Below are 24920 nucleotides of genomic sequence, written 5' to 3' on the forward strand. Positions count from 1 at the left end.
GCAACCATGCCAAACCAAGCCCCACCCCAGGCGTCCCCACCCCATGCCTTGCGCTGGGCAGTGGTCGGTTCGGTGATCGTGATGATCGCCGCCGGCGGCCTGTTCTACTACGCCTCGACCATGGCCGCGGCCAAGCGCCTGGCCAATCATGACGAGGTGCTGGTGACTATTCATCCGCACAGCTGTGAGCCTAATACCCTGACGGTCCCCGCCGGGCGCGCCAGCTTGCGCATCGTTAATCGTTCCGATCGTGCGGTTGAATGGGAAATCCTCGACGGTGTGCTGGTGATCGAAGAGCGCGAGAACATCGCACCCGGCCTCAGTCAGGTGATTAACGCGAACCTGTTGCCCGGCGACTACGCCATCACGTGTGGCCTGTTGAGCAACCCGCGGGGCACCTTGCACGTCACGCCGACCGCGGCGTCCGATGCCGCCGCCAAGGCAAAGCCGTCGATGCTGAAATTTGTCGGACCATTGTCGGAATTTCGCGTGTACCTGAGCACTCAAGGCTCGGTGCTGATCAAAGCGGTCACGGTACTGGAACAAGCAATCGCCTCCGGTGATCTGGCTCAGGCACAGGCGCTGTACGTGCCGGCCCGCGTCGCCTATCAGCGCATGGCCCCGGCCGCGCAGCGCCTGGCTGAACTGGACAACAGCATCAATGCCCGCGCCGACTATTTTGAAAAGCGCGAGCAAGACCCGGCCTTCGCCGGTTTCCACCGCCTCGAATTCGCGCTGTTCCAACAACGCAATCTCGACGGACTGACACCGAATGCCCTGCGTCTGCTGACGGACGTCACCACCCTCAAACAACAGCTGCTGGCCCAGTCGCTGCCACCGGAGCAATTGGTGAGCATCATCGTGCGCAACCTCAACAGCATCGCCGAAGTCCGCGCCCTCAACGGTGAAGAGGAACGCTACAGCCACAGCGACCTGAACGGTTTCGCCGGCAATCTCGATGCGGCCCGCAAAGTTGTCGACCTGTTGCGCCCGCTGCTGACCACGTCTGCACCCGGGTTACTGCCGACAATCGATGACGCCCTCAATGCGTTCGACGCCGAACTGAACCGTTTCAAGGTCAACGACGGCTACGCCAGCTATGACAGCGTCAACACCGCGCAACGTCAACAGATCGCCGACAAAGCCACGGCACTGGCCAGCGCACTGGATGCCATCGACCCCGCCCTTGGCCTTGGTGGCCTGACAGCAGAAGGCTCCAAACGATGAACGATTCAGAACCATGCAACTTCCAGCGACGTCGAGTCTTGATGGGCATGGGCGCCGCCGGTGTCGCCCTCGCCGGCTCGGCGCTGAGCTGCCCGGTCATGGCGGCAAACCCCGCGCAAGTCACCGCGGCGCCGAGCAGCGACCGTACCGAAGATCGTCACGCGTTCCACGGCAAACACCAAAGCGGCATCGTCACGCCGCGCCCGGCGTCGGGCATGCTGGTGTCGTTTGATGTTCTGGCCAGCGACCGCGAAGACCTTGAGCGCCTGTTCCGTACCCTGAACGAACGCATCGCCTTTTTGATGAAGGGCGGCCCGGTGTCCCAGATCGATCCGAAGCTGCCCCCCGTGGACTCGGGCATCCTCGGCCCCGTTGTCACACCGGACAACCTGACCATCACCGTGTCGGTGGGCGAGTCGCTGTTCGACGAACGCTTCGGCCTCGCCGATGTAAAGCCCAAGCGGCTGACCCGCATGGTCGGTTTTCCCAATGATGCGCTGGAGGCCGACTGCTGCCACGGCGATTTGAGCCTGCAATTGTGCGCCAACACCACCGACACCAACATCCACGCCCTGCGCGACATCGTGAAAAACCTGCCGGACTTATTACTGGTGCGCTGGAAACAGGAAGGCAGCGTGCCGCCCCAGGCCCCGGCGAAACCCAGCGTACCGGCACAGAGCGCGCGCAATTTTCTGGGTTTTCGCGACGGCTCAGCCAACCCAGATTCCAACGATGCCAAAGCGATGGACTCCGTTGTCTGGGTGCAACCGGGCAGCGATGAACCGGCGTGGGCGGCCAACGGCAGCTATCAGGCCGTGCGGATCATCCGCAACTTCGTCGAGCGCTGGGACCGTACGCCATTGCAGGAACAGGAAAGCATTCTCGGTCGGGTCAAAAGCACCGGCGCACCCATGGGCGGCAGCCACGAAAGCGAAATCCCGGATTACACCAACGATCCGGCAGGCAAGCTGACCAAGCTCGACGCACATATCCGCCTGGCCAACCCGCGCACCACGGCGAGCCAGGCCAACCTGATCCTGCGTCGGCCATTCAACTATTCCAACGGTGTGAACAAGAACGGTCAGCTCGACATGGGTCTGCTGTTCATCTGCTACCAGAGCGACCTGGAAAAAGGCTTCATCACCGTGCAAAACCGCCTCAACGGCGAACCGTTGGAGGAATATCTCAAGCCCGTCGGCGGCGGGTATTTCTTCACGTTGCCCGGTGTCATCGGCGACCAGGATTTCATCGGTCGTTCGCTGCTGAACGCTACACACAACAAAACCACTGCCTAACCGCCACAACGATCCTCACGGAACCGCCCCATGAAAAAGTCGCCCCTCGTGTTACTGCTGACCCTTGGCTTGCTCAACACCCCGTTTTCGGCGTTCGCGGCCACCGCGCCGCTGGACCTGGTGGGGCCGGTCTCGGACTATAAGATATACGTCACTGAACAACTGGATGAGCTGGCCAGCCACACCCGGCAATTCACCGACGCCATAAAAAAAGGTGACCTGGCCACCGCGAAAAAACTCTACGCGCCGACTCGCGTGTATTACGAGTCGATCGAGCCGATTGCCGAGCTGTTCAGTGACCTGGATGCGTCCATCGACTCCCGCGTCGACGATCACGAGAAAGGTGTGATGGCCGAAGACTTCACCGGGTTCCACCGCCTTGAATACTCGCTGTTCTCGGAAAAAAGTACCGAAGGCCTGGGCGAACTGGCCGACGGCTTGAACAAAGACATCAAAGACCTGCAGGCCCGCGTGGCCGGCCTGACCTTCCCGCCTGAAAAAGTGGTCGGTGGTGCTGCCGCACTGCTGGAAGAAGTCGCTGCGACCAAGATCTCCGGTGAGGAAGATCGCTACAGCCACACCGACCTGTATGACTTGCAGGGCAATATCGACGGTGCGAAGAAAATCGTCGACCTGTTCCGTCCACAGATCCAGAAACAGGACGCCGGGTTCGTGGCCAAGGTCGACAAGAATTTTGCGACCGTGGACAAGATCCTGGCCAGGTACAAGACCAGCGACGGTGGTTTCGAGACCTACGACAAAGTGAAGGAAAAGGACCGCAAGGCGCTGGTCGGGCCGGTTAATACGCTGGCTGAAGATTTGTCGACGATGCGTGGGAAGCTGGGGTTGAACTGAGTGTTGTAGCGCTTTAAGGGCCTCTTCGCGAGCAGGCTCGCTCCCACAGGGTTGTGGGAGCGAGCCTGCTCGCGATTGCATTGAAGGCGACGTTACCGCTCAAAGAATACGGTAAAGCAACCGCTCAATACGCACGCGACTGACCCGCTTGAGGAACTTGGCCACGCCCGCCGGGTATTCGGCGAGGGTTTCCAGATCCTGATAGCGCTCGATGCGCCGGGTGTGCTGGAAGATTTCGGCCAGCTCCTTGCGGCGCGGTTCCAGCAACTGGCTGTGCGGATCATCGATCAGCAAGGCGTTTTCCAGGTCGAGGCGGAATGCGCGCGGGTTGAGGTTGTTGCCGGTCAGCAAGGTGTAGCGCTGATCAATCCACATGCCTTTGAGGTGATAGGTGTTGTCGCCATCGTGCCACAGGTGCAGGTTCAACTGACCGCTGTCGATGTTGCGCTGATGGCGCTTGGCAAACCGGCGCAGGCTGATCTCGTACAGGTATGGCAGCGCCGCGATCACCTTGAACGGTTCGCTCGGCGGAATGTAGAAGTCGTTGGCGGTCTTGTCGCCGACCACGATGTCGATCTTCACCCCCCGCGCCAGTGCCCGGTTGATTTCCCGGGTCACGGCCAATGGCAGGTTGAAGTACGGCGTACAAATGGTCAGTTGATGCTGGGCACTGGCGATGAGTTCGCAAATCACCCGGCTCAACGGGTTGTTCTTGCCAACGCCGAGCAACGGGCTGACGGTCAAACCGTTCTTGAGCGTGGTGCCCGCCGTGGTGTCGTACGCCGCGTGCTTGAGACGGCTGCGCAAGTCACCGATATCGTTGCGCAGGCTGCGGGTGGTCGGCAGGTTCGGCAAGTCGAGGCGATGCACCGCTTTGGATGCGACCAGGCCGTGTTGCACCAGGTGATGCATCGAATCGGCCAGTTCGCGGTTCTGGATCAGGTGATAACGGTCGTAGCGGTACTTGTCGAACTTGTGCAGATAAACGTTGTTCAGACTCGCGCCGCTGTAGATCACGCAATCATCAATGACGAAGCCCTTGAGGTGCAACACGCCGAACAGTTCGCGGGTCTGCACCGGGACGCCATACACCGGCACTACACTTGCGTGGGTGCGAGTCATTTCCTGATACCACGCCGAGTTGCCCGGCTGTTTGCCGGCACCGATCAGACCGCGCTGGGCGCGCAACCAGTCGACAACGACCACCACGTCCAGCTCAGGACGTGCGGCTTTCGCTGCGTGCAGGGCATCGAGAATTTCCTGGCCGGCTTCGTCCTGTTGCAGGTACAACGCGACGATATAGATGCGCTGGGTCGCGCTGGCGATTTTTTCCAGCAGGCAACGACGAAATTCGGCAGCGCCGGAAAGGATGCTGACGGCATCGGCGGTCAGCGCAAAACTGCGTAGTTTTGGCAGCAGGGAGCGTTTGAAAAGCGACGGCATAGGGCTCGCAATGGGTCGAATCCGAAGAACCCAAGAGCTTACACCATCGATGGGGTTGGGTCTTGTTACGGTCTGTAATGGCCTCTTCGCGAACAGGCTCACGCCCCCATTCAACGGCATTCTCTTGTGAGAGCGAGCGTGCTCGCGAAAGCCATTTATCAGGCATCAACGCATTGGTATTGCAAAAAGAGGACCTTCACTCTGAAGATCAAAATCTGCTCGACCCTTGTTTGAATTTCAACTTGATACGGAGCCTTGAAATGTCTGATGCCAACGTTCGCCCGCCATTGCCGCCCTTCACCCGTGAATCGGCCATTGAGAAAGTCCGTTTGGCCGAAGACGGCTGGAACTCCCGCGAGCCGGAGCGCGTGTCCCTGGCCTACACCCTGGACACCCAATGGCGAAACCGCGCCGAGTTCGCCCATAACCGCGAAGAAGCCAAAGCCTTCCTGACGCGCAAATGGGCCAGGGAACTCGACTATCGCCTGATCAAGGAGCTCTGGGCCTTTACCGACAACCGCATCGCAGTGCGTTTTGCCTATGAATGGCACGACGACTCGGGCAACTGGTTTCGTTCCTATGGCAACGAAAACTGGGAGTTCAACGAGGATGGTTTGATGGCGCGACGGTTTGCCAGCATCAACGACATGCCGATCAAGGAAAGCGAGCGCAAGTACCACTGGCCGCTGGGGCGGCGACCGGATGATCATCCAGGGCTGTCAGATCTAGGCCTGTAAACACGCACTTTATGCAGGAGCTGGCTTGCCAGCGAGGCGGCCGGCCTGACACACCGCGTCGTCTGGTTCGCCAGCAAGCCGGCGCCTACAGCATCAGCCCTCGCGCCGGACCTGTAGGAGCTGGCTTGCCAGCAAGCCGGCTCCTACAGGATCTGCGATCCGCTCCTGCATTGGTTTTGTGTTGTACAGATGAGTAAGATGTCGCCCCTTCCCCGCAGCCCCTTTCTGCACCCGCCGAATAAGCCGATCCCATGCCCTTCGAACTCAGTGTTGACCTCTCCACCCTGGCCATTCTCGCCCTTGTCGCTTTTGTTGCCGGTTTCATCGATGCCATCGCCGGCGGCGGCGGTCTGTTGACCACACCAGCCCTGCTGACCGCCGGCCTGCCTCCGCACCTGGTCCTGGGCACCAACAAACTCAGCTCGACCTTCGGCTCGGCCATCGCCAGCTTTACCTTCTATCGCCGCAAGCTGTTCCATCCCGCACAGTGGGTTCACGCCATCGTCGGCACGTTGTTGGGCGCACTGATCGGTGCCATCGTCGCGCATTACCTGCCAGCGGAATGGCTGAACAAGATGCTGCCGGTAATCGTTTTCGCCTGTGGCGTTTATCTGTTGTTTGGTGGTACGCCGAAAGCGCCGCTGGACAGCGACGCGCCGATCAAGAAGAAGTGGCAATCGACACAGGGCTTCAGCCTCGGCTTCTATGACGGCGTGGCCGGTCCGGGCACGGGCGCGTTCTGGACCGTCAGCAGCCTGCTGCTCTACCCTATCGATCTGGTGAAGGCCAGCGGTGTGGCGCGCAGCATGAACTTCGTCAGCAACGCGGCGGCGCTGTCGGTGTTCATCTTTTCCGGTCAGGTGGACTGGATCATCGGCCTGTGCATGGGCTCGTCATTGATGGTCGGCGCCTTCTTCGGCGCCCGCACCGCCATCAGCGGGGGTGCGAAGTTCATTCGTCCGGTGTTCATCACCGTGGTGTTGGGTCTGACCGTGCGTTTAGCCTGGCAACACTGGTTCAGCGTGGCCTAAACGCCGCGCCACATACACGTCGATCAGGTAACGGGCAATCGAGCGCGACGCCGGCAACGGCGGCAACGCGTGCACGTTGAACCACTGGGCGTCTTCGATCTCGTCTTCCTGACACACGATCTCACCACCGGCGTATTCGGCATGGAAGCCGAGCATCATCGAGTGCGGGAACGGCCAGCACTGGCTGCCCAGGTACTGGATGTTCCTGACCTCGATGCGCACTTCCTCGCGTACCTCGCGGATCAGACAATCTTCGGCCGACTCACCCGGCTCGGCAAAACCGGCCAGTGTGCTGTAGACCCCCGTGACGAAGCGCGGTGAACGCGCCAGCAGGATTTCATCGCCCCGGGTGACCAACACGATCATGCTCGGCGAGATGCGCGGATAACTGCGCATCTCGCATGGCTGGCAATACATTGCCCGCTCTCGCGGCACTTGCGTCATGGCCTGCCCGCAATTGCCGCAAAAGCGATGCTCGCGTGCCCAGGTGCCGATCTGCGCGGCGTAACCCAGCACTTTATAGACCGTGTGATCACCGTCCAGCATGAATGCCCGCAGACCTTTCCAGTTGCAACCCGGCACGTCGCTGTGGCTGCGCAGTTCCAGCAGATAAACCGGCTCTCCATCGAGATGACCGATGCCGTGTTCAGCCAGAATCGACAAGTCCTGGCGCTTGAGCCATTCCCTTGGGAACAGCGCGCCGTTGTCGTCGAACAAAAAGCCTTCAGGGCTGCGTGCGACAGCCCAGCCGCCGGGTTGGTCTGTGTCCAGTACTGCGGTGGTCCAGCGAGAAATCATGGTCAATCAATCCAGGAATTCGGGTTTCTGTTTGCTCATATGGGCAGCCATGGCCACGCGAAGATCAGTGGATTGCAACATGGCGGCGTTCCAGGTAGCGATGTATTCGAGGCCGTCATCGATGCGATGGTCGCGCATGTAGCTGATCATCTCCTTGGTGCCGGTGACGGCAATCGGCGACTTTGCGGCGATTTCGCCGGCAATGCCCATGACGCCGTCGAGCAGGCTGGCGCTGTCGCTGTAAACGCGATTGACCAGGCCCATGCTCCGCGCCTCGTCGGCACCAAACGTGCGACCAGTGTAAGCCAGTTCACGCAGCATGCCGTCCCCGATGATTCGCGGCAAGCGTTGCAGCGTGCCGACGTCGGCGGCCATGCCGATGTCGATTTCCTTGATCGAGAACTGTGCATCTTCAGCGGCGTAACGCATGTCGCAAGCGGCAATCAGATCGATTGCCCCGCCCAGGCAGTAACCCTGAATCGCCGCGAGCACCGGTTTGCGGCAATTATCGACGGCGTTGAACGAGGCTTGCAGGTTGAGGATCTTGCGTCGCAGCAGGCGTGCGTTGCGACCCACGTCCTTGCCGAGTTCGTTGGCCACACTGGCCAGCATCATCAGGTCGATACCCGACGAGAAATGCTTGCCTGCCCCACTGAGGACCACCACGCGCACATCGTCGCTGTCGTCGATCCATTGGAAAATCTCGACGATTTCACTCCAGAACGCAGCGTTCATCGAGTTGATCTTCTCGGGGCGGTTGATTTGCACATGAGCGATTTTATTGACCAGTTCGACGTTGAACGCGGTGTACTGAGCCATGCCAGTGATCCTTTTGCGGGCAAAAAATGAGGCCAGAACTATACCAACCCCCCATCACCGTCAGTAAGGCAGTGGTTCGGCCAAATGCGGGACTCACCCGTCACGCACCGTAACAGTGCATGAGCGCAAAATCCTGTTGCACGGTTATGTGACCGGCCCGTGACTTTTTGAGGCCAATGCGCAAAAAAACACGCCCTTCGTCGGAGCGTTCGCCCCTTGATCAGGCACGCTCGTTCCGCTTCAAACCGATTGTCGAACAATTTTGCCATCTGCGCTTTACCGCTCTAAGTTCTGGCCTAGACTCATTTTCTCGAGGCGAGACCGGTCGGTCACAAAACGGAAAAAAAGTGGAAACTTTTACCTTTCTCCGTCGGTCCTCTCAAAAGAAGGTGCGTTGCGACTGGTGCAATCTTTGCAAAGGCTCATTCACCCCTTTTGCTTCAACGCATTGGGCAGCGCTTGCTCACTGATGCGTAGCGCTTTTGCGCCCGGCCAAGGGAATCTGGCCTGAAATACCGTTTGCCAGACCTAAGAATTAGATCAACAACACGGGAGATTCATATGATCAGTACGGCTTTGGAAATACAGGGAGAGCGTGCTCATCAGGTCGGCGAATCGAGCGCCGTAAGTGCCGCAAATACGCAACCGATCAACGTCCCGGTGACCAAGACGCTGGCACCGGTGGTCAGCCACAACCCCAACCGCAAGAAAGTCCTGTTCGTCACCTCGGAAATTGCCGACCTGGTGAAGACCGGTGGACTCGGCGACGTCTCTGCCGCGCTGCCTCGCGCCATGGCCCATCTGCATGATGTGCGGGTGTTGATCCCCGGTTACCCGCAAGTGCTCAACAGCGAAAACCCGATTCATATCATCGGTGAACTGGGCGGCCATGCGGCGCTGCCACCCTGCAAGGTCGGGCGCATGGACATGCCTGATGGTCTGGTCATTTACGTGTTGATCTGCCCCGAACTCTACGAGCGCGAAGGCTCACCCTATGGCGCGAACAACGGCCGTGACTGGCCGGACAACCACATTCGCTTCGCTCGCCTGGGTCTGGCGGCTGCCGATATCGCCGCCAACCTCGCACAAATTCACTGGTGCCCGGACCTGGTGCACGCCCACGACTGGCCGGCCGGCCTGGCGCCGGCTTACATGCACTGGCGCGGACAGCGCACCCCGACGTTGTTCACCATCCATAACCTGGCGTATCAGGGCGTGACCAGCCTGGGTTCCTGCCCCGAGTTGGGCATCCCCCATCACGCACTGCAACAGGAAGGCATGGAGTTCTACGGCAAGATGTCGTTCCTCAAGGCCGGCATGGCCTATTCGAGCCACATCACCACGGTCAGTGCGACCTACGCCCAGGAAATCACCACCCCGGATTTCGGCTGCGGTCTCGACGGTTTCCTCGCCGCCAAGACCCAGCAAGGTTTGCTCAGCGGTATTCCCAACGGCATAGACGAGAGCTGGGATGCGGCCACCGATCCGCACCTGTTCTGTCCGTTTGGCATTGGCGATTGGGAAGGCAAAGCCGTGAATGCCGCCCACGTACGCCAGTTGTTTGGCCTGCAGGACTCAGAGGGTCCGCTGTTCGCCGTGGTGTCGCGACTGGTCTACCAGAAAGGCCTGGACCTGACCGAAGCGGTGTCCGAGTTCATCGTCAAAAACGGCGGCCAGATTGCGATCATCGGTCGCGGCGAACCGGAAGAAGAACAGGCGATGCGCGAACTGGCCCTGCGTTTCCCCGGGCAGATCGGCGTGCGCATCGGCTTCAACGAAACCGATGCCCGGCGCATGTTCGCCGGCAGCGATTTCCTGCTGATGCCGTCCCGTTACGAACCGTGCGGCCTGAGCCAGATGTACGCCCAGCGCTTCGGCTCCTTGCCGGTGGCACGCAACACCGGCGGCCTGGCCGACACCATCGAAAACGGCGTGACCGGTTTCCTGTTCGACGAATCCACCGTCGAGAGCTATCAGCAAGCTCTGAGCCGGGCGTTCAAGGTGTTTGCCTTCCCTGACCTGCTGCACGCCATGCGCTGCCGGGCCATGGCGGCACCTTTCAACTGGTGCAAGGCGGTCGAACCCTACGCCGAACTCTACGAACAGCTTGTGGCTAAAGCGTTGGGGAAATCGAACAAACAGTAAGAGGGATGAAGATGCCGTTACGGACCCTTGAGACCTGGCCCCACGGCGCAATCATGCTGGACGCACAGCACACGCAATTTGCGTTGTGGGCGCCAGATGCGTTTTACGTCAGTGTCGAACTGGAAAATGGACAGTCCTTGCCGTTGCTGCCTCAGGCCGACGGCTGGTTCGTGATCAATACTCGATGCCCGGCGGGGACGCGTTACCGCTACTGCATTGATGGCGAACTGGAAGTGCCCGACCCCGCCTCTCGCGCACAGGCGGGCGATATCGATCGCCACAGCATGGTGGTCGATCCGTTGGTTTACCAGTGGCGACACGTTGAGTGGTTGGGACGGCCGTGGAGCGAGGCGGTGATCTACGAATTGCACGTCGGTGCGCTCGGCGGCTTCGAGGCCGTCGAGCAACATTTGTCGCGGCTGGTTGAACTGGGGGTCACCGCCATCGAATTGATGCCTGTGGCGCAATTCCCCGGCGAGCGTAATTGGGGCTACGACGGTGTTCTGCCCTTTGCGCCCCAGGCGTCGTATGGCTCACCCGATCAGCTCAAGCATTTGATCGACACCGCCCATGGCCATGGCATGGCGGTGATTCTCGACGTGGTCTACAACCACTTCGGACCGGACGGCAATTATCTGCATCGTTACGCCAAGGACTTCTTCCGCGAAGACAAGCACACGCCCTGGGGCGCGGCCATCGACTTCCGTCGGCGTGAAGTGCGGGACTTCTTTATCGAAAATGCCTTGATGTGGGTGCAGGAGTACCGCTTCGACGGCTTGCGCCTCGACGCCGTGCACGCCATCGAAGACCCGGACTTCCTTCAGGAACTGGCGCGACGGGTACGACAACAAATCGATCCTGCGCGTCATGTCTGGCTGATGCTGGAAAACGAACACAACGAGGCCAGCCTGCTGGAGCAAGGTTACGACGCGCAGTGGAACGACGACGGCCACAATGCCTTGCACGTTCTACTGACCGGTGAGACCGACGCCTACTACGCTGACTATGCACACAATCCGACCGCACAACTGGCGCGCTGCCTGAACCAGGGTTTCGTGTTTCAGGGCCACATCAACCGTCACGGTGTGGCACGTGGTGAGCCCAGCGAGCACCTGCCACCCAGTGCATTTATCCTGTTTCTGCAGAATCACGACCAGATCGGCAACCGTGCCTTTGGTGAGCGCCTGCATCAACTGGCCCATCCGCAAGCATTGCGGGCAGCGACGGCGTTGTTACTGTTATCGCCGATGATCCCGCTGTTTTTCATGGGCGATGAATTCGCCGTCGAACAACCGTTCCTGTTTTTCACCAGCCACCACGGTGAACTGGCGAAACTGGTGCGCGATGGGCGTCGAAATGAATTCGCGGCGTTCAGCGCGTTCACCGATCCGCACCAACGCGCGCGCATTCCCGATCCGAATGCGCCGCAGACCTTTGAAGCATCGCGCCCAATGATGCCAACGTGTGCTGACAGCGCGACGCACGACCTGTATCGACAATTGTTGCAGATCCGCCATCGACACCTCATCCCGCGCCTGCCTGGCACCCAGCCACTGGGCGCTAATGTATTGGGCGATGGCGCAGTCAGTGCGTCATGGCGTCTGGGCGATGGCAGTCTGTGGCGCATTGACCTGAACCTGGGCGACAAGCCCGTGGTCCACACCCCACAGACCGGCGCGCAGGTGTTGTTCGAACAACCGCCAAAGTCCGCCGCCCTGCTGGATCAAGGCACCCTTGCTCCCTATTGCGCGCTCGTCAGCATCATCGCTGCAGCCCCTTTGCTACCCCTGACGGAGAGCGTCCATGAGTGATGCGCAACTGGAAATTCTGGCCAGCCGTGCCGGCCTCGCGGTCGACTGGATCGACGCCAATGGCCGCGCGCAAAAAGTCGCGCCCTCGGTCCTGCGTAATGTGCTGACCGGACTCGGCCATCCGGCCGGCAGCGCCCAGGAAATCGACGCCAGTCTGCTGGAGTTGCAAGCGGCGCAACACACCCAGCACCTGCCACCCTTGATCACCGCCGACGTCGGTGTCGGCCTCGATCTGGCACGTTTTTTTGCCCCTCAAACCCTGTGCGAAATCCATCTCGAAGACGGCTCGCGGCTCAACCTGAAACTGGATGCCCAGGCGGTGCTCCCCGGCTTGATCCCGGTCGGCTACCAGCACGCCAGCATTGATGGACAAACCTTCACCCTCGCCGTGGCGCCGGCCCGTTGCTACAGCGTAGGCGATGCGGCAGACAGCCCGATCCCGCGTGGCTGGGGCTTGAGTGTGCAGCTGTATGGCTTGCGTCGCCCGGGCGATGGCGGCTTCGGCGATACCCAGGCGCTGGAAGACCTCGCCCGGGTTGCGGGCGAGCGCGGTGCAGACGCGCTGGCGATCAGCCCACTGCACGCGATGTTCTCCAGTGACACCCAGCGCTACAGCCCTTATTCACCGTCCAGCCGTTTATTTCTCAATAGCCTCTACTGCGCGCCTGGTGCGATTCTGGGTGAACGCGCCTTGCGCACCGCGATTGATGCAACCGGGCTGGCTGACCAGCTGAAGGATCTGGAAGCGCGCCCGCTGATCGACTGGCCGGCCGCCGCCGAAGCCAAGCACCGGATATTGCAGGCGCTGTACGAAGGCTTCGTCCAGGGCGAACACCCCTTGCACGCCGACTTCAGCAGCTTTCGCCACGCCGGTGGCGAAGCCCTGGAAAACCATTGCCGCTTCGAGGCTATTCAGGAAGCTCGCGCCGCCCGGAGTGAAAACCTCGACTGGCGAGAGTGGCCCGAGCAATGGCGCAATCCACGTAGCACCGCGCTGGCCGAATTCGCCGAAGAAAACGCCGGGCGCATCGGTTTTTTCGCGTTCTGCCAGTGGCTGATCACCCGCTGCCTGGAACGGGCCCAGGCCGCTGCCCGCAGCAGCGGCATGAACATAGGCCTGATCGCCGATCTGGCAGTCGGCGCCGATGGTGCTGGCAGCCAGGCCTGGAGCCGGCAGGACGAACTGCTCGCCGCCCTCACCGTCGGCGCGCCACCGGACATCCTCAATCGCAGCGGCCAGGGCTGGGGGATTTCCGCATTCTCGCCAGAAGGCCTGGTGCGTAACGGCTACCGCGCCTTCATCGAAATGCTCCGGGCCAACTTCGCCCACTCCGGCGGCTTGCGCATCGATCATGTCATGGGCCTGCAACGCCTGTGGGTCATACCCAACGGCTCGCCGCCCGCCGACGGCGCGTACCTCTATTACCCGGTGGACGATCTGCTGCGTTTACTCACCCTGGAATCCCATCGTCATCAGGCGATCGTGCTGGGCGAGGACCTGGGCACGGTGCCGGAGGGTCTGCGGGAGAAACTCATTGCCCGTTCGATGCTGGGCATGCGCGTCTTGCTGTTTGAACAGGACAACGCGCACTTCAAACCGATACTCGACTGGCCAGACAATGCGCTGGCCACCACCAGCACCCATGACCTGCCGACGCTCAACGGCTGGTGGCATGGCCGGGATATCGACTGGAATGCCCGGCTCGGCATGGTCGACGCCAGCAGTGAAATCGAATGGCGCCAGCACCGTGAGCGCGAGCGCGAAGGTCTGCGCCGGGTCTTGAGCCAGGATCCGCAGAACTTCCGCGAAGAATCCCACGAGACCGACCAGATCCTCGATGCCAGTGTTCGCTTCCTCGGCCATACCCGTGCGCCTCTGGTTTTGCTGCCGCTGGAGGATGCTCTCGGCGTTGAGCAGCAGGCGAATCTGCCGGGCACCATCGACGCACACCCCAACTGGTCGCGAAGGCTTCCCGGGTACAGCGAAGCTTTGCTCGATGGTCCGGACGCCGCCCGGCGCCTGGAACTGCTCGCCTGCGCGCGCCTGCAAGCTGCCGAGCGTGATCGATGACAAAAACGCTTGATCCAATGCTGCGGGCCACCCTGCGACTGCAATTTCACAAAGGTTTCACGCTTGACGATGCGGTGCCGCTGGTGCCGTATTTCGCCCGCCTCGGCATCAGCCATGTCTACGCCTCGCCTTTGCTGCGCGCCCGCTCAGGGTCGATGCATGGGTATGACGTGGTGGACCCGACCAGGGTCAACCCGGAACTGGGCGGTGAAGCGGCGCTGCGGCGTCTGGTCAATGCCCTTCGCGAACACGACATGGGACTGATCCTCGATATCGTTTCCAACCACATGGCCGTGGGCGGCGGCGATAACCCGTGGTGGCTGGACCTGCTGGAATGGGGACGACTGAGTCCGTACGGCGAGTTCTTCGACATCCAGTGGCATTCCCCCGATCCGCTGATGGAGGGCCAATTGCTCCTGCCGTTCCTTGGCAGCGACTACGGCGTCGCCTTGCAGGACGGCACCCTGGCGATGCGATTCGATGCCTGGCACGGCACGCTCCATGTTGAACACTACGATCACCGTTTCCCGATTTGCCCTGGCGATTACGGTGAACTGCTCAAGACCGAGGTGGCGCCCGACGCAACTCAGGCCGAGCTACTCAAAAACCTGGCTGATCGGTTCGGCGCACTGAGCTACCAGACCGATGCACATAGCCTGGCGATCCCGCTCAAAGCCGAGCTGCGCGACCTGGCGAACGATCCGCAGTTCGCCGCAGCCATCGAGCAAAATCTCAAACGCTTCGATTCCCAGACTCCTGAAGGTTTCCAGCGCCTGCACAATTTATTGGAGCGCCAGAGCTATCGCCTGGCCAGTTGGCGCACCGCCGCCGACGACATCAATTGGCGGCGCTTTTTCGACATCAATGAATTGGGTGGCCTGCGCGTCGAACGTCCGGCAGTCTTCGAAGCGACCCATGCGAAGATCTTCCAGCTGGTGGCGCAAGGGCTGATCGACGGGCTGCGCATCGACCACATCGACGGCCTCGCCGACCCTCGGGGCTACTGCCGAAAACTGCGTCGACGGATCGATCGGTTATCCGTGGGGCGGCACCTGCCCATCTACGTCGAAAAGATTCTCGGCGAAGGCGAAACCCTGCACCGCGACTGGTCGGTGGACGGCACCACCGGTTACGAGTTCATGAATCAGCTGTCACTACTGCAGCACGATCCGCTGGGCACACAGACACTCGCCGAACTCTGGCACCGCCACAGTGAACGTCCCGCCGATTTTGCTCAGGAAGCTCAGTTGGCGCGCCAGCAGATTCTCAACGGCTCCCTGGCCGGGGATTTTGAAAGTGTCGCCCAGGCCTTGCTGCAAGTGGCCCGGGACAACCTCATGACTCGCGACCTGACCCTCGGTGCGATTCGCCGGGCCTTGCAGGCGTTGATCGTGTATTTCCCGGTGTACCGCACGTACATCAACCCCCTCGGCCGATCAGATCAGGATGACGTGTTTTTCCAGCAGGCCATCGAAGGTGCCCGTCGAGCGCTGGGCGAAGCCGACTGGCCGGTACTCGATTGCCTCGCCGGGTGGCTCGGCGGTGAACCCTGGCGCCGGCGTCCCGCAGGCCGCGAACGCAAACGCCTCAAGCATGCCTGCGTACGCTTTCAGCAACTGACCTCGCCCGCCGCAGCGAAAGCGGTGGAAGACACGGCTTTCTATCGCTCGGCGGTATTGCTTTCGCGCAATGACGTCGGTTTCAGTACCGAGCAGTTCAGTGCCCCGGTCGAAGCGTTCCATCAGGCCTGCATCGAGCGCCTCGACGCCTTCCCGGACAACCTGCTCGCCACCGCCACTCACGACCACAAACGCGGCGAAGACACCCGCGCGCGCCTGGCCGTATTGAGTGAGCGCAGCGCCTGGTATGCCGATCAGATCGGTTTGTGGCGCGCCCTCGCCCGGCCCTTGCGCGCCGACGATCAAACGCCGTCGACGGGTGATGAATTGATTCTGTATCAAGCCATTCTCGGCAGCTGGCCACTGACGTTGCGGGCGGATGAGCCGGTGGCGTTGGAGGACTACGCCAAGCGCCTCTGGCAATGGCAACGCAAAGCGCTGCGTGAAGCCAAACTGCAAAGCAGCTGGAGCGCGCCCAACGATGCGTACGAGCAGGCGACCGAGGATTTTCTCCAGCGCCTGCTGCTGCGCCCGGAAGGCGAACTGCTGCGCGCCGCCCTTGAAAAAGCGGCCCGCTCAATCGCCACGCCCGGCGCCCTGAATGGTTTGGCGCAAACCTTGCTGCGCATGACAGTGCCAGGGGTGCCGGACCTCTATCAAGGCAACGACTATTGGGACTTCAGCCTGGTCGATCCGGACAATCGGCAACCGGTGGATTACGCCAGACGCCAACAAACGCTGCAGCAGGTGGTTGATGTGCCGGATCTGCTGATGAACTGGCGCGATGGGCGCATCAAGCAGGCCTTGATTGCGCGCACATTGGGTCTGCGTGCCGAACAAGCGACGCTGTTTCACCGAGGCACGTATCAGGCATTGGAAGTGCTGGGCAGCCAGGCTCAACGAGTGTTGGCTTTTGCCCGGGAGCACGAAGGAAAACGCGCCATCGTGATTGTGCCGATTCGATGCGCGCAACTGCTGGAAAACAGTGCCGAACCACAGATCGACGCGCCGCTGTGGGGCGATACCCGAGTCAACTTGCCGTTCACTGAGCCTGAGGAAAATCTGAAGGGACTTTTTTCGAGCGTCGCAGTCACAAAACACAGGGAGCTGATGATCAGCGCCGCGCTGGGGGAATTCCCGGTCAATCTCATTATTCAAACGACCCACACTTGAGTTCAGTTCAGGAGCATTGCGATGAGTACCGACGATAAACGCATCCGAGAATTCGCTTATCAGATCTGGGAGTCAGAAGGAAAACCCGAAGGTCAGGAAGCCCGCCACTGGGAGATGGCGCGCAAACTGGCAGAGGCCGAAGCGCTGGCGCCGAGCAAGTCGCCCAAAGCTGCCGCCAGCAAATCTGGCGTTAAAAAAACCGGCGACGGCAAGCTCAGCAATGGCAAAGCGCTGGACGGCAAGCTTGCCGTGCCCAAAGTCAGGAGCAAGCCTGCGGCGGCATCGAAAGTGATTCCGCCGGGGGAAAAAGCCGCCGAGAAAAAACCCCGGGCTGCGCGAAAACCGCCTGCGGTTTGATTTACCCAACCTTGTTTCTAAATGACGTCGTGGCGAGCCCGCTTGCCACTGAGGCTACGCTCGACCGAAAAAAACCTGTAGGAGCGAACTCGCTCGCGATAGCGGTTCAACATTCAGCACCTGTGCAGGCTGACACACCCTCGCGAGCAGGCTCGCTCCTACAGGTTAAACGTTTGCCGGAGAATTTATGACCAGCCCCAAGAAACTCGCCACACCAGCCCCCCGTGCCGAAGCCACGCGAATTCGCGAGGGTTTGCCCTTCCCGCTGGGTGCGACCTGGGATGGCCTGGGGGTCAACTTCGCCCTGTTTTCCGCCCATGCCACCAAGGTTGAGCTGTGCCTGTTCGACGATACCGGCGAAGTCGAGCTCGAACGCATCGAACTGCCCGAATACACCGACGAGATCTACCACGGCTATCTGCCCGACGCCCATCCGGGCCTGATCTACGGCTATCGCGTCTACGGTCCTTACGACCCGGCGAACGGCCATCGCTTCAATCACAATAAATTGCTGATCGATCCTTACGCCAAGCAACTGGTCGGCAAACTGAAATGGTCTGAAGCGCTGTTCGGCTACACCATCGGCCACCCCGACGCCGACCTCAGTTTCGATGAGCGCGACAGCGCGCCCTTCGTGCCCAAATGCAAAGTGATCGACCCGGCCCACACCTGGGGCCACGACCATCGCGTCAGTGTGCCCTGGGACAAAACCATCATCTATGAAACCCATGTCCGCGGTTTCACCATGCGCCACCCTGCCGTCCCCGAGAACGTGCGCGGTACGTTTGCCGGGTTGATGGTCGATGACGTGGTGGAACACATTCGCAAGCTCGGAGTGTCGACCGTTGAATTGCTCCCGATTCATGCCTTCGTCAATGACCAGCACCTGCTGCACAAGGGCATGACCAACTATTGGGGCTACAACAGCATCGCGTTCTTCGCCCCCGACCCGCGCTACCTGGCCAGCGGCAAGATTGCCGAGTTCAAGGAAATGGTCGCGCACCTGCACGAAGCCAATCTGGAAGTGATCCTCGACGTGGTCTACAACCACACCGCCGAGGGCAACGAACAAGGCCCGACCCTGTCCATGCGCGGCATCGACAACGCGTCCTACTATCGCTTGATGCCCGACGACAAGCGTTTCTACATCAACGATTCCGGCACCGGCAACACCCTGGACCTGAGCCATCCCTGCGTCCTGCAAATGGTGACCGACTCCTTGCGTTACTGGGCCACCGAAATGCACGTGGATGGCTTCCGCTTCGATTTGGCAACCATCCTCGGGCGCTATCACGACGGCTTCGACGAACGCCACAGCTTCCTCGTCGCCTGCCGGCAGGACCCGGTGCTGCGCCAGGTCAAATTGATTGCCGAACCCTGGGATTGCGGCCCCGGCGGCTATCAGGTAGGCGGTTTTCCACCGGGCTGGGTCGAATGGAACGACAAGTTCCGCGACACCGTCCGCGCATTCTGGAAAGGTGATGACGGGCAACTGGCGGACTTCGCCAGCCGCATGACTGCCTCGGGCGAGATGTTCAATCAGCGTGGACGGCGTCCCTATTCTTCCGTGAATTTCATCACCGCCCACGACGGTTTCACCCTCAACGACCTGGTGTCGTACAACGACAAGCACAACGAAGCCAACGACGAAGACAATCAGGACGGCAGCAACAACAATCTGTCGTGGAACCACGGTGTCGAAGGGCCGACCGACGACCCCGAGATCAATGCCCTGCGTCATCGGCAGATGCGCAACTTCTTTGCCACCCTGTTAATCGCCCAGGGCACGCCGATGCTGGTGGCCGGTGATGAATTCGCCCGAACCCAGGACGGCAACAACAATGCCTATTGCCAGGACAGTGAGATCGGTTGGGTCAACTGGGACTTGAGCGAGGACGGCAAAGCGTTGCTCAAGTTCGTCAAACGTCTGATCAAGCTGCGCCTGACTTACCCGATCCTGCGCCGTGGGCGTTTTCTGGTGGGAAATTACAACGAGGACATCGGCGTCAAGGACGTGACCTGGCTGGCGCCGGACGGCACTGAAATGACCACCGAGCACTGGCACGATGCGCACAACCGCTGCCTGGGCATGCTGCTCGACGGTCGCGCTCAGGAAACCGGCATTCGCCGCAAAGGCGCGGATGCTACGCTGATGCTGGTGGTTAACGCCCATCACGACATCGTCAACTTCATGCTGCCGCAAGTGCCTGACGGCGGATTCTGGACCTGCATGATCGACACCAACCAACCGTCGATTCGCGGCCAGGAGCGCTTTGAGTTCGGCCACGAATACTCGGTCACCGGACGGTCGTTGCTGCTGTTCGAGCTTCAGCATGAGGAGGAAGAATAAAAGCACCTTTGCGACCGCAACGTTGTCGCCTGTGAAACTGAACTGCGCGCCACCGTATCAGTCGCATGCATAAGCAGACCGCAGACAAAGGAGCAAACGTGGCCAGTCATTCCAAGCAGCAGGCAGCCGAATCGGTGCCGGTGGATCCCCCAGCGGCCATTCATCGGTTGCGGGTGCTGACGGTCAATACGCACAAGGGGTTTACCGCGCTCAATCGACGCTTCATTCTGCCGGAGCTGCGTGAAGCGGTCCGCAGTACCTCGGCGGACCTGGTGTTTCTGCAGGAAGTCGTCGGCGAGCACGATCGTCACTCCTCGCGCTTTAACGATTGGCCGCAAACCTCGCAATACGAATTCCTCGCCGACAGCATGTGGAGCGACTTCGCCTATGGCCGCAATGCCGTGTACCCCAACGGGCACCACGGCAATGCCCTGCTGTCGAAATACCCGATCCGCGAATACCGCAACCTCGACGTGTCCATCACCGGGCCCGAACGCCGTGGTCTGTTGCATTGCGTACTGGACGTGCCGGGCCATACCGAGGTGCATGCCATCTGCGTTCACTTGAGCCTGTTGGAGAGCCATCGCCAATTGCAATTGCAGTTGCTCTGTCAGTTGCTTGAATCCCTGCCCGACGATGCACCGGTCATCATCGCCGGGGATTTCAACGACTGGCAACTGCAAGGCAACGCCGCCCTCGCCCGCCGCCATTATCTGCACGAAGCCTTCGAACGCCACCACGGTCGACCCGCCAAGACCTACCCTGCACGCTTTCCATTGCTACGTCTGGACCGCGTTTACCTGCGCAACGCCAACAGCCATCAACCGCGCATTCTGGGGAGTAAACCCTGGACGCATCTGTCCGATCATTTGCCGTTGGCGGTGGAAGTACATCTCTGATGCGCACACCTACCTGTTATTTCTGACAGTAGCCACGCACAAAAATTCTTTGCTACGGTGACCTCGCCCATTTCGATAGTTGAAGGGGCTTGCGACTCACTGTAGCCAAGGTTGCCGAAGGATCTGTGCGGGAAAGTTGATTTCTCGATGTCGTCTCGCAACTCGCGCTGCCGAGCGTGCCCGATGCCTTGCCACGTTAAAGCGGTGGCGGCCCGGGCATCGGTCCATTCGTGGAGACGAACATGGAATTTTCGACAGATCTGACCAAATACCGTTATGGCGCCTGTGTTTTTTCACTCTGGTTGTGTGCCGGATGGCCGCAACCTGCCCTGGGTGCCTGTACGCTGACGCCCACCGTCGGCAACGATAGTTACGTGTGTGACAGTGGCTCCAGTGGCGCACTGACTGACTTGTCGGGCAACAACAGCCTGGCCTTTCCCGCAGGCGGCAGCGGCACAGTCACGGGCAATGTGACCTTCGGTGCTGGTAACGACAAAGTCGATATGATTTCCGGTGTGATTGTCGGCACGGTCTTGCAGGGTGATGGTGACGACACTTTCACCATCGGTGCGGGTCAGGTCACCGGGGCAGTCCTCCAGGGTGATGGCGTCGATAACTTTCTCATGAGTGGGGGCATCATCGGTTCCCTCGCTCAGGGAGACAGTCCTGACAGGTTTTTGATGACCGGCGGCACCATAACGGGCGCCTTCGAGGATGGCGACGAAGCGCGAATGACTGCGGGCTCCATCGGCCGGGTAGACATGAAGCTCGACGACAACCTGTTCGACATGTCTGGCGGGGAGATCAAGGGCAATCTGGTCACCGGGTTCGGCACCGACACCATCATCCTCTCGGGGGGCCGTATCGGCGGTAACCTCAGTGTCAGCGGCGGCAACGACAGAATCACCGTGACCGGTGGCGAGATTGTCGGTGAGATCCGCGCCAGTGCCGGGAATGACACGCTGAAGTGGAGCGATGGCGGGACGATCCGCTCAGCCATCCTGATGGGCGAAGGCAACGACCGCGCAACCCTGAGCAACCTGACTGAAACCACCTTGGCCCTGACCCCGAGCATCAACGGTGAAAACGGCACCGACCTGTTGACCTTTGATCACAGCGATTCGGCGGGTGCTGGCCGTTATAAGAATTGGGAAACGGTCAATCTGAACAACGACTCGCGCTTCGATCTGGATGGCACTTTTGTGTTGGGCGACAGCACCATCGGTACCGGTGAATTCAACATCGACGCCAAGAGTACGCTGACTTCGGTTCAGGGCGGTATCGCCCCCCTCAACGCAGAACGACTCGCCACGTTGAACAACGCTGGCACCATTGACCTCACCCGCAGCAACTCCCGCACCGACGACACCATGACCCTCAACGGCAATTACGTCGGCAAGGGTGGCCAGTTGTTAGTGCAAACCCGCCTGGGCGACGACAGCTCGCCCAGCGACAAGCTGGTGGTCAGTAACGGAAAATTGACCGGCACCACCCTGATCACCGTCACCAACATCGGCGGTGTGGGTGCCCTGACTCAACAGAACGGCATTGAGGTGGTAAAGGCTCAAGGCACGGCAGTCAGCGAAAGCACCGCGTTTGCCCTCAAAGGTACCGTATCGGCGGGGGCGTACGATTACCGTTTGTTTAAGGGTGGCGTGACCAGAGGCAGCGAAAACAGTTTCTACCTGCGTTCCTCCGTCGTGGCGCCGCCGCTGGTGGAGGTCGCTGGAGCAACACCGGATTCACCGCCTATTCTGGTGCCGCTGGTCGCGGTTCCCGTCGCTGCGCCAATTGTGGCGCAGGCCGGAGTTCCGCCAAGTCCTGAAGTGCCAACAGTTCCAACAGTTCCAACGGATCCAACGAATCCAACAATTCCAACAGTTCCACTCCTGGAAACCCTGGTGTTGCCTGCCGCCGTACCGGGCGCCGCGCCGATTGCGCTTTTCCGGCAAGAAGTGCCGGTCTGGTCGGTGCTGCCGCCAGCCGCTACACAACTGGTTCTGAGTGCCCTCGGTACCTTCCATGATCGTCAGGGCGATCAGCGCCTGCTCGCTGAAACCGGCGCCTTGAGTGCAGGCTGGGGTCGGGTCTACGGCAAGGACTTCGACCAGACGTGGGCCGGCACCGTGGCGCCGCGTCTCAATGGTTCGCTGAAGGCCTTTCAGGTGGGCAACGATCTTTTCGCATCACAACTGGCGGGCGGACAAACCCAGCGGACGGGTTTCTTTGTCGGCCACAGTCGTTTGCAAGGTAACGTCAACGGATTCACTCAGGGATTCGAAGACATGCGCGCCGGCAAGGTTGAGATTAATGGAGACAGCCTTGGCGCTTATTGGACCCTGACCGATCAACAAGGCTGGTACTTCGATAGCGTAGCGATGTACACCTGGCTGGACGGTGACAGTAAATCCGAGCGTGGCCTGAAGATCGACAATAAGGGTCATGCCCTGACGTTTTCGGTGGAAGGCGGTTATCCCATCGCGCTGACCCACAATTGGGTAGTCGAACCCCAAGCGCAACTGATCAACCAGAAAATCTCCCTCAAAAGCCAGAACGATGGCATTTCCCGCGTCTCTTTCGACTCCGACAGCGCATGGACCGGTCGCCTCGGTGCGCGGCTCAAGGGCCGTTACCAACTCAACGGGCAACCTTTGGAACCCTACCTGCGCGCAAACCTGTGGCACACCTTTTCCGGTACCGATACGGTGACCTTTGATAACGCCGATAAAATCGAAAGCCGACAGGAGTCCTCCTCAGCCGACATCGGGGTCGGTGTGGTGTTAAGTCTGAATCCCTCGGTCAGCCTGTACGTCGCCTTTGATTACACCGGCAATATCGACAGCAACCAGCAACGAGGAACGTTCGGCAACATGGGTGTCAGGGTCAGTTGGTAACCCTGAAAAAAGGCTCTAGCTCGCAGTTTTTTTGACGTATCTTCCAACAAACAAGCACTTAGAGGGCGCCGTAAATCAGTCACTTAAATGACCTTAAATACCCATACCACTTATCGGCCATTTTCTTGACGCATGGGGTCGGGTCTTCTTGACTTCACGTTACTACCCCGGAAGTACCATCAGGACAAGCCGCCGGCGCCCGTAAAAACGGGCAGCCCGTGGTGTGTCCTACTCCATTCGGTCGCCCCTCACTCGGGGTAGGAGAGACGCCAGAAGCGAGATCCCGCATGCGATTGCAAGGTAGACCTCCATGAAAACCACTCTCACCTCACAAGAGATCAAAGTTACTTTTTGCACTGTCTCAAGTTCACTCCTGCTGTGTTCCTCCATGGAAGTGCAGGCCGGCCCTGCCGAGGAAGACACCTTACCCTGGTACCAGCAGGAACCCCCTACGCTCAGCTTGTCTGCCCTTGCAACGACGTATCCCGGCCAATTCAGCGCCCACCCCGATCTACGAAGTTCCCGACTGTCCACAGAAGACGCCGCACCCTCTGCCTGGGACCAACTCTATGGCCAGGCTTCACGGCAAGCACAAACCGACTTCCTTTCCCTCGACTCCAGCGTTCCCGGAACCAGCGACTTCAAGAGCCCAGCGATCCTGACCCTGCAAAGCGCCAGCGGTCATACCCAGCGTGTCGGTCTTGTGGGTGGCAACCAGCAGATTCAGTTCAACAGCAATGGCGTGCGAAGCCCGGTGGCGCACTCCGACCCCAACAGCGACATACTCAATCTTCAAGGCCAGAGCCTGGGCGCCTATTGGAGCCTGACCGGGCCACAGGGCTGGCACGTCGACTTGACGGCCAGCGGAGGCCGCGTCAACGGTATCAGCCGCAATGAGCAAGGTGCGCGGCAAGCCACCGAAGGCAGCGCGATGACGCTGTCGGTCGAAGGTGGCTTCCCCATAGGCCTGGGTGAGAACTGGGTGATCGAGCCGCAAGCGCAGTTGATCAATCAGCGCATCACGCTGGACGCCCCGTATGCAGGTTCGGGCAATGCGTCCTCCACTGACTTGACGTCCTGGAGCGGCCGGGTCGGAGCGCGCTTGAAAGGCAGTTACGACATCAGTGGCCTGCCCGTCGAACCCTACGTGCGGACCAACTTGTGGCACACGGTGTACACCGGCAACACGGTGACGCTCGATGAGGTCGACAAGATCAGCAGCAGTCGCAAGTCTTCAACCGTCGAACTGGGCCTGGGTCTGGTCGCGAGGGTGACACCAGCGGTGAGCTTGTACGTCAGTGCCGATTACAGCAGTGATGTAGATGACAATGATCTGAACGGGTTGATCGGCAGCCTGGGTGTGCGGATGCGGTGGTGAGGAGTAGACACTAGAGGT

Annotated in this window: 17 protein-coding genes; 14 read left to right on the forward strand and 3 right to left on the reverse strand. The window is 60.3% G+C overall.

Annotated elements, in window-relative coordinates; all coding sequences use genetic code 11:
* Window positions 1-6: 6 nt before the first annotated feature.
* Genes efeO (QMK58_RS16860) through efeO (QMK58_RS16870) form a run of 3 tightly spaced genes read left to right on the forward strand, consistent with a single transcriptional unit; the run spans window position 7 to window position 3377 of the window.
* Window positions 7-1227 carry an iron uptake system protein EfeO gene (efeO, locus tag QMK58_RS16860; protein WP_053158998.1) on the forward strand — a complete coding sequence of 407 codons (1221 nt, stop codon included), beginning with the start codon at window positions 7-9 and terminating at the stop codon, window positions 1225-1227.
* Complete coding sequence (gene efeB, locus QMK58_RS16865; RefSeq protein ID WP_320395082.1) at window positions 1224-2522, forward strand: iron uptake transporter deferrochelatase/peroxidase subunit; 1299 nt, start codon at window positions 1224-1226, stop codon at window positions 2520-2522. Before efeO (QMK58_RS16860) ends, efeB begins: the two co-directional genes overlap by 4 nt.
* Before the next feature lie 30 nt (window positions 2523-2552).
* Complete coding sequence (gene efeO / locus QMK58_RS16870; RefSeq protein ID WP_320395083.1) at window positions 2553-3377, forward strand: iron uptake system protein EfeO; 825 nt, start codon at window positions 2553-2555, stop codon at window positions 3375-3377.
* Between the two features lie 99 nt (window positions 3378-3476).
* Here efeO (QMK58_RS16870) and pssA read toward each other — a convergent pair whose 3' ends face one another.
* On the reverse strand, window positions 3477-4820 hold the full coding sequence (pssA, locus tag QMK58_RS16875) for a CDP-diacylglycerol--serine O-phosphatidyltransferase (protein WP_053158992.1): 1344 nt from the start codon (window positions 4818-4820) through the stop codon (window positions 3477-3479).
* A 260-nt stretch (window positions 4821-5080) separates the two neighbouring features.
* On the opposite strand from pssA, the gene QMK58_RS16880 reads away from it, so the two are divergent.
* Together QMK58_RS16880 and QMK58_RS16885 are read left to right on the forward strand one after the other, a co-directional pair.
* Entirely contained in the window at window positions 5081-5557 is a 477-nt protein-coding gene (locus QMK58_RS16880; RefSeq protein WP_053158991.1) for a DUF1348 family protein, read from the forward strand.
* Between the two features lie 251 nt (window positions 5558-5808).
* On the forward strand, window positions 5809-6588 hold the full coding sequence (locus tag QMK58_RS16885) for a TSUP family transporter (RefSeq protein ID WP_320395084.1): 780 nt from the start codon (window positions 5809-5811) through the stop codon (window positions 6586-6588).
* On the opposite strand, the gene nudC is transcribed toward QMK58_RS16885, so the two are convergent.
* Together nudC and QMK58_RS16895 are read right to left on the reverse strand one after the other, a co-directional pair.
* Window positions 6556-7386, reverse strand: coding sequence for an NAD(+) diphosphatase (nudC, locus tag QMK58_RS16890; protein ID WP_053158988.1), 831 nt, complete (start codon window positions 7384-7386; stop codon window positions 6556-6558). The genes QMK58_RS16885 and nudC overlap by 33 nt on opposite strands.
* 6 nt (window positions 7387-7392) lie before the next feature.
* The gene (locus QMK58_RS16895; RefSeq protein ID WP_053158986.1) at window positions 7393-8205 is read right to left on the reverse strand and encodes a crotonase/enoyl-CoA hydratase family protein; all 813 of its coding nucleotides are present in this window, start codon (window positions 8203-8205) and stop codon (window positions 7393-7395) included.
* 561 nt (window positions 8206-8766) lie between these two features.
* On the opposite strand from QMK58_RS16895, the gene glgA reads away from it, so the two are divergent.
* The 9 genes from glgA (at window position 8767) to QMK58_RS16940 (ending at window position 24902) form a co-directional block, all read left to right on the forward strand.
* Window positions 8767-10350 (forward strand): glycogen synthase GlgA, encoded by a 1584-nt coding sequence (gene glgA, locus QMK58_RS16900; RefSeq protein ID WP_053158984.1) that lies wholly within the window; start codon window positions 8767-8769, stop codon window positions 10348-10350.
* Between the two features lie 11 nt (window positions 10351-10361).
* The gene (gene treZ, locus QMK58_RS16905) at window positions 10362-12161 is read left to right on the forward strand and encodes a malto-oligosyltrehalose trehalohydrolase (protein WP_053158981.1); all 1800 of its coding nucleotides are present in this window, start codon (window positions 10362-10364) and stop codon (window positions 12159-12161) included.
* Window positions 12154-14232, forward strand: coding sequence for a 4-alpha-glucanotransferase (gene malQ, locus QMK58_RS16910; RefSeq protein WP_320395085.1), 2079 nt, complete (start codon window positions 12154-12156; stop codon window positions 14230-14232). Before treZ ends, malQ begins: the two co-directional genes overlap by 8 nt.
* Window positions 14229-17024, forward strand: coding sequence for a malto-oligosyltrehalose synthase (locus QMK58_RS16915; RefSeq protein ID WP_320395086.1), 2796 nt, complete (start codon window positions 14229-14231; stop codon window positions 17022-17024). The genes malQ and QMK58_RS16915 overlap by 4 nt, the downstream gene beginning before the upstream one ends.
* A gap of 21 nt (window positions 17025-17045) precedes the next feature.
* Window positions 17046-17381, forward strand: a complete 336-nt coding sequence (locus QMK58_RS16920; protein ID WP_053158976.1) for a DUF2934 domain-containing protein — start codon at window positions 17046-17048, stop codon at window positions 17379-17381.
* 187 nt (window positions 17382-17568) lie between these two features.
* Window positions 17569-19731: a glycogen debranching protein GlgX gene (glgX, locus tag QMK58_RS16925; RefSeq protein WP_320395087.1), complete on the forward strand. Its 2163-nt coding sequence runs from the start codon at window positions 17569-17571 to the stop codon at window positions 19729-19731.
* A 65-nt stretch (window positions 19732-19796) separates the two neighbouring features.
* Window positions 19797-20630 (forward strand): endonuclease/exonuclease/phosphatase family protein, encoded by an 834-nt coding sequence (locus QMK58_RS16930; RefSeq protein WP_413817384.1) that lies wholly within the window; start codon window positions 19797-19799, stop codon window positions 20628-20630.
* Between the two features lie 242 nt (window positions 20631-20872).
* Window positions 20873-23524: an autotransporter outer membrane beta-barrel domain-containing protein gene (locus QMK58_RS16935; RefSeq protein ID WP_320395088.1), complete on the forward strand. Its 2652-nt coding sequence runs from the start codon at window positions 20873-20875 to the stop codon at window positions 23522-23524.
* Between the two features lie 310 nt (window positions 23525-23834).
* Window positions 23835-24902, forward strand: coding sequence for an autotransporter outer membrane beta-barrel domain-containing protein (locus QMK58_RS16940; protein WP_053158968.1), 1068 nt, complete (start codon window positions 23835-23837; stop codon window positions 24900-24902).
* Window positions 24903-24920: the final 18 nt, after the last annotated feature.

The organism is Pseudomonas sp. P8_241, assembly GCF_034008315.1.
In the GTDB taxonomy this organism is placed as follows: domain Bacteria; phylum Pseudomonadota; class Gammaproteobacteria; order Pseudomonadales; family Pseudomonadaceae; genus Aquipseudomonas.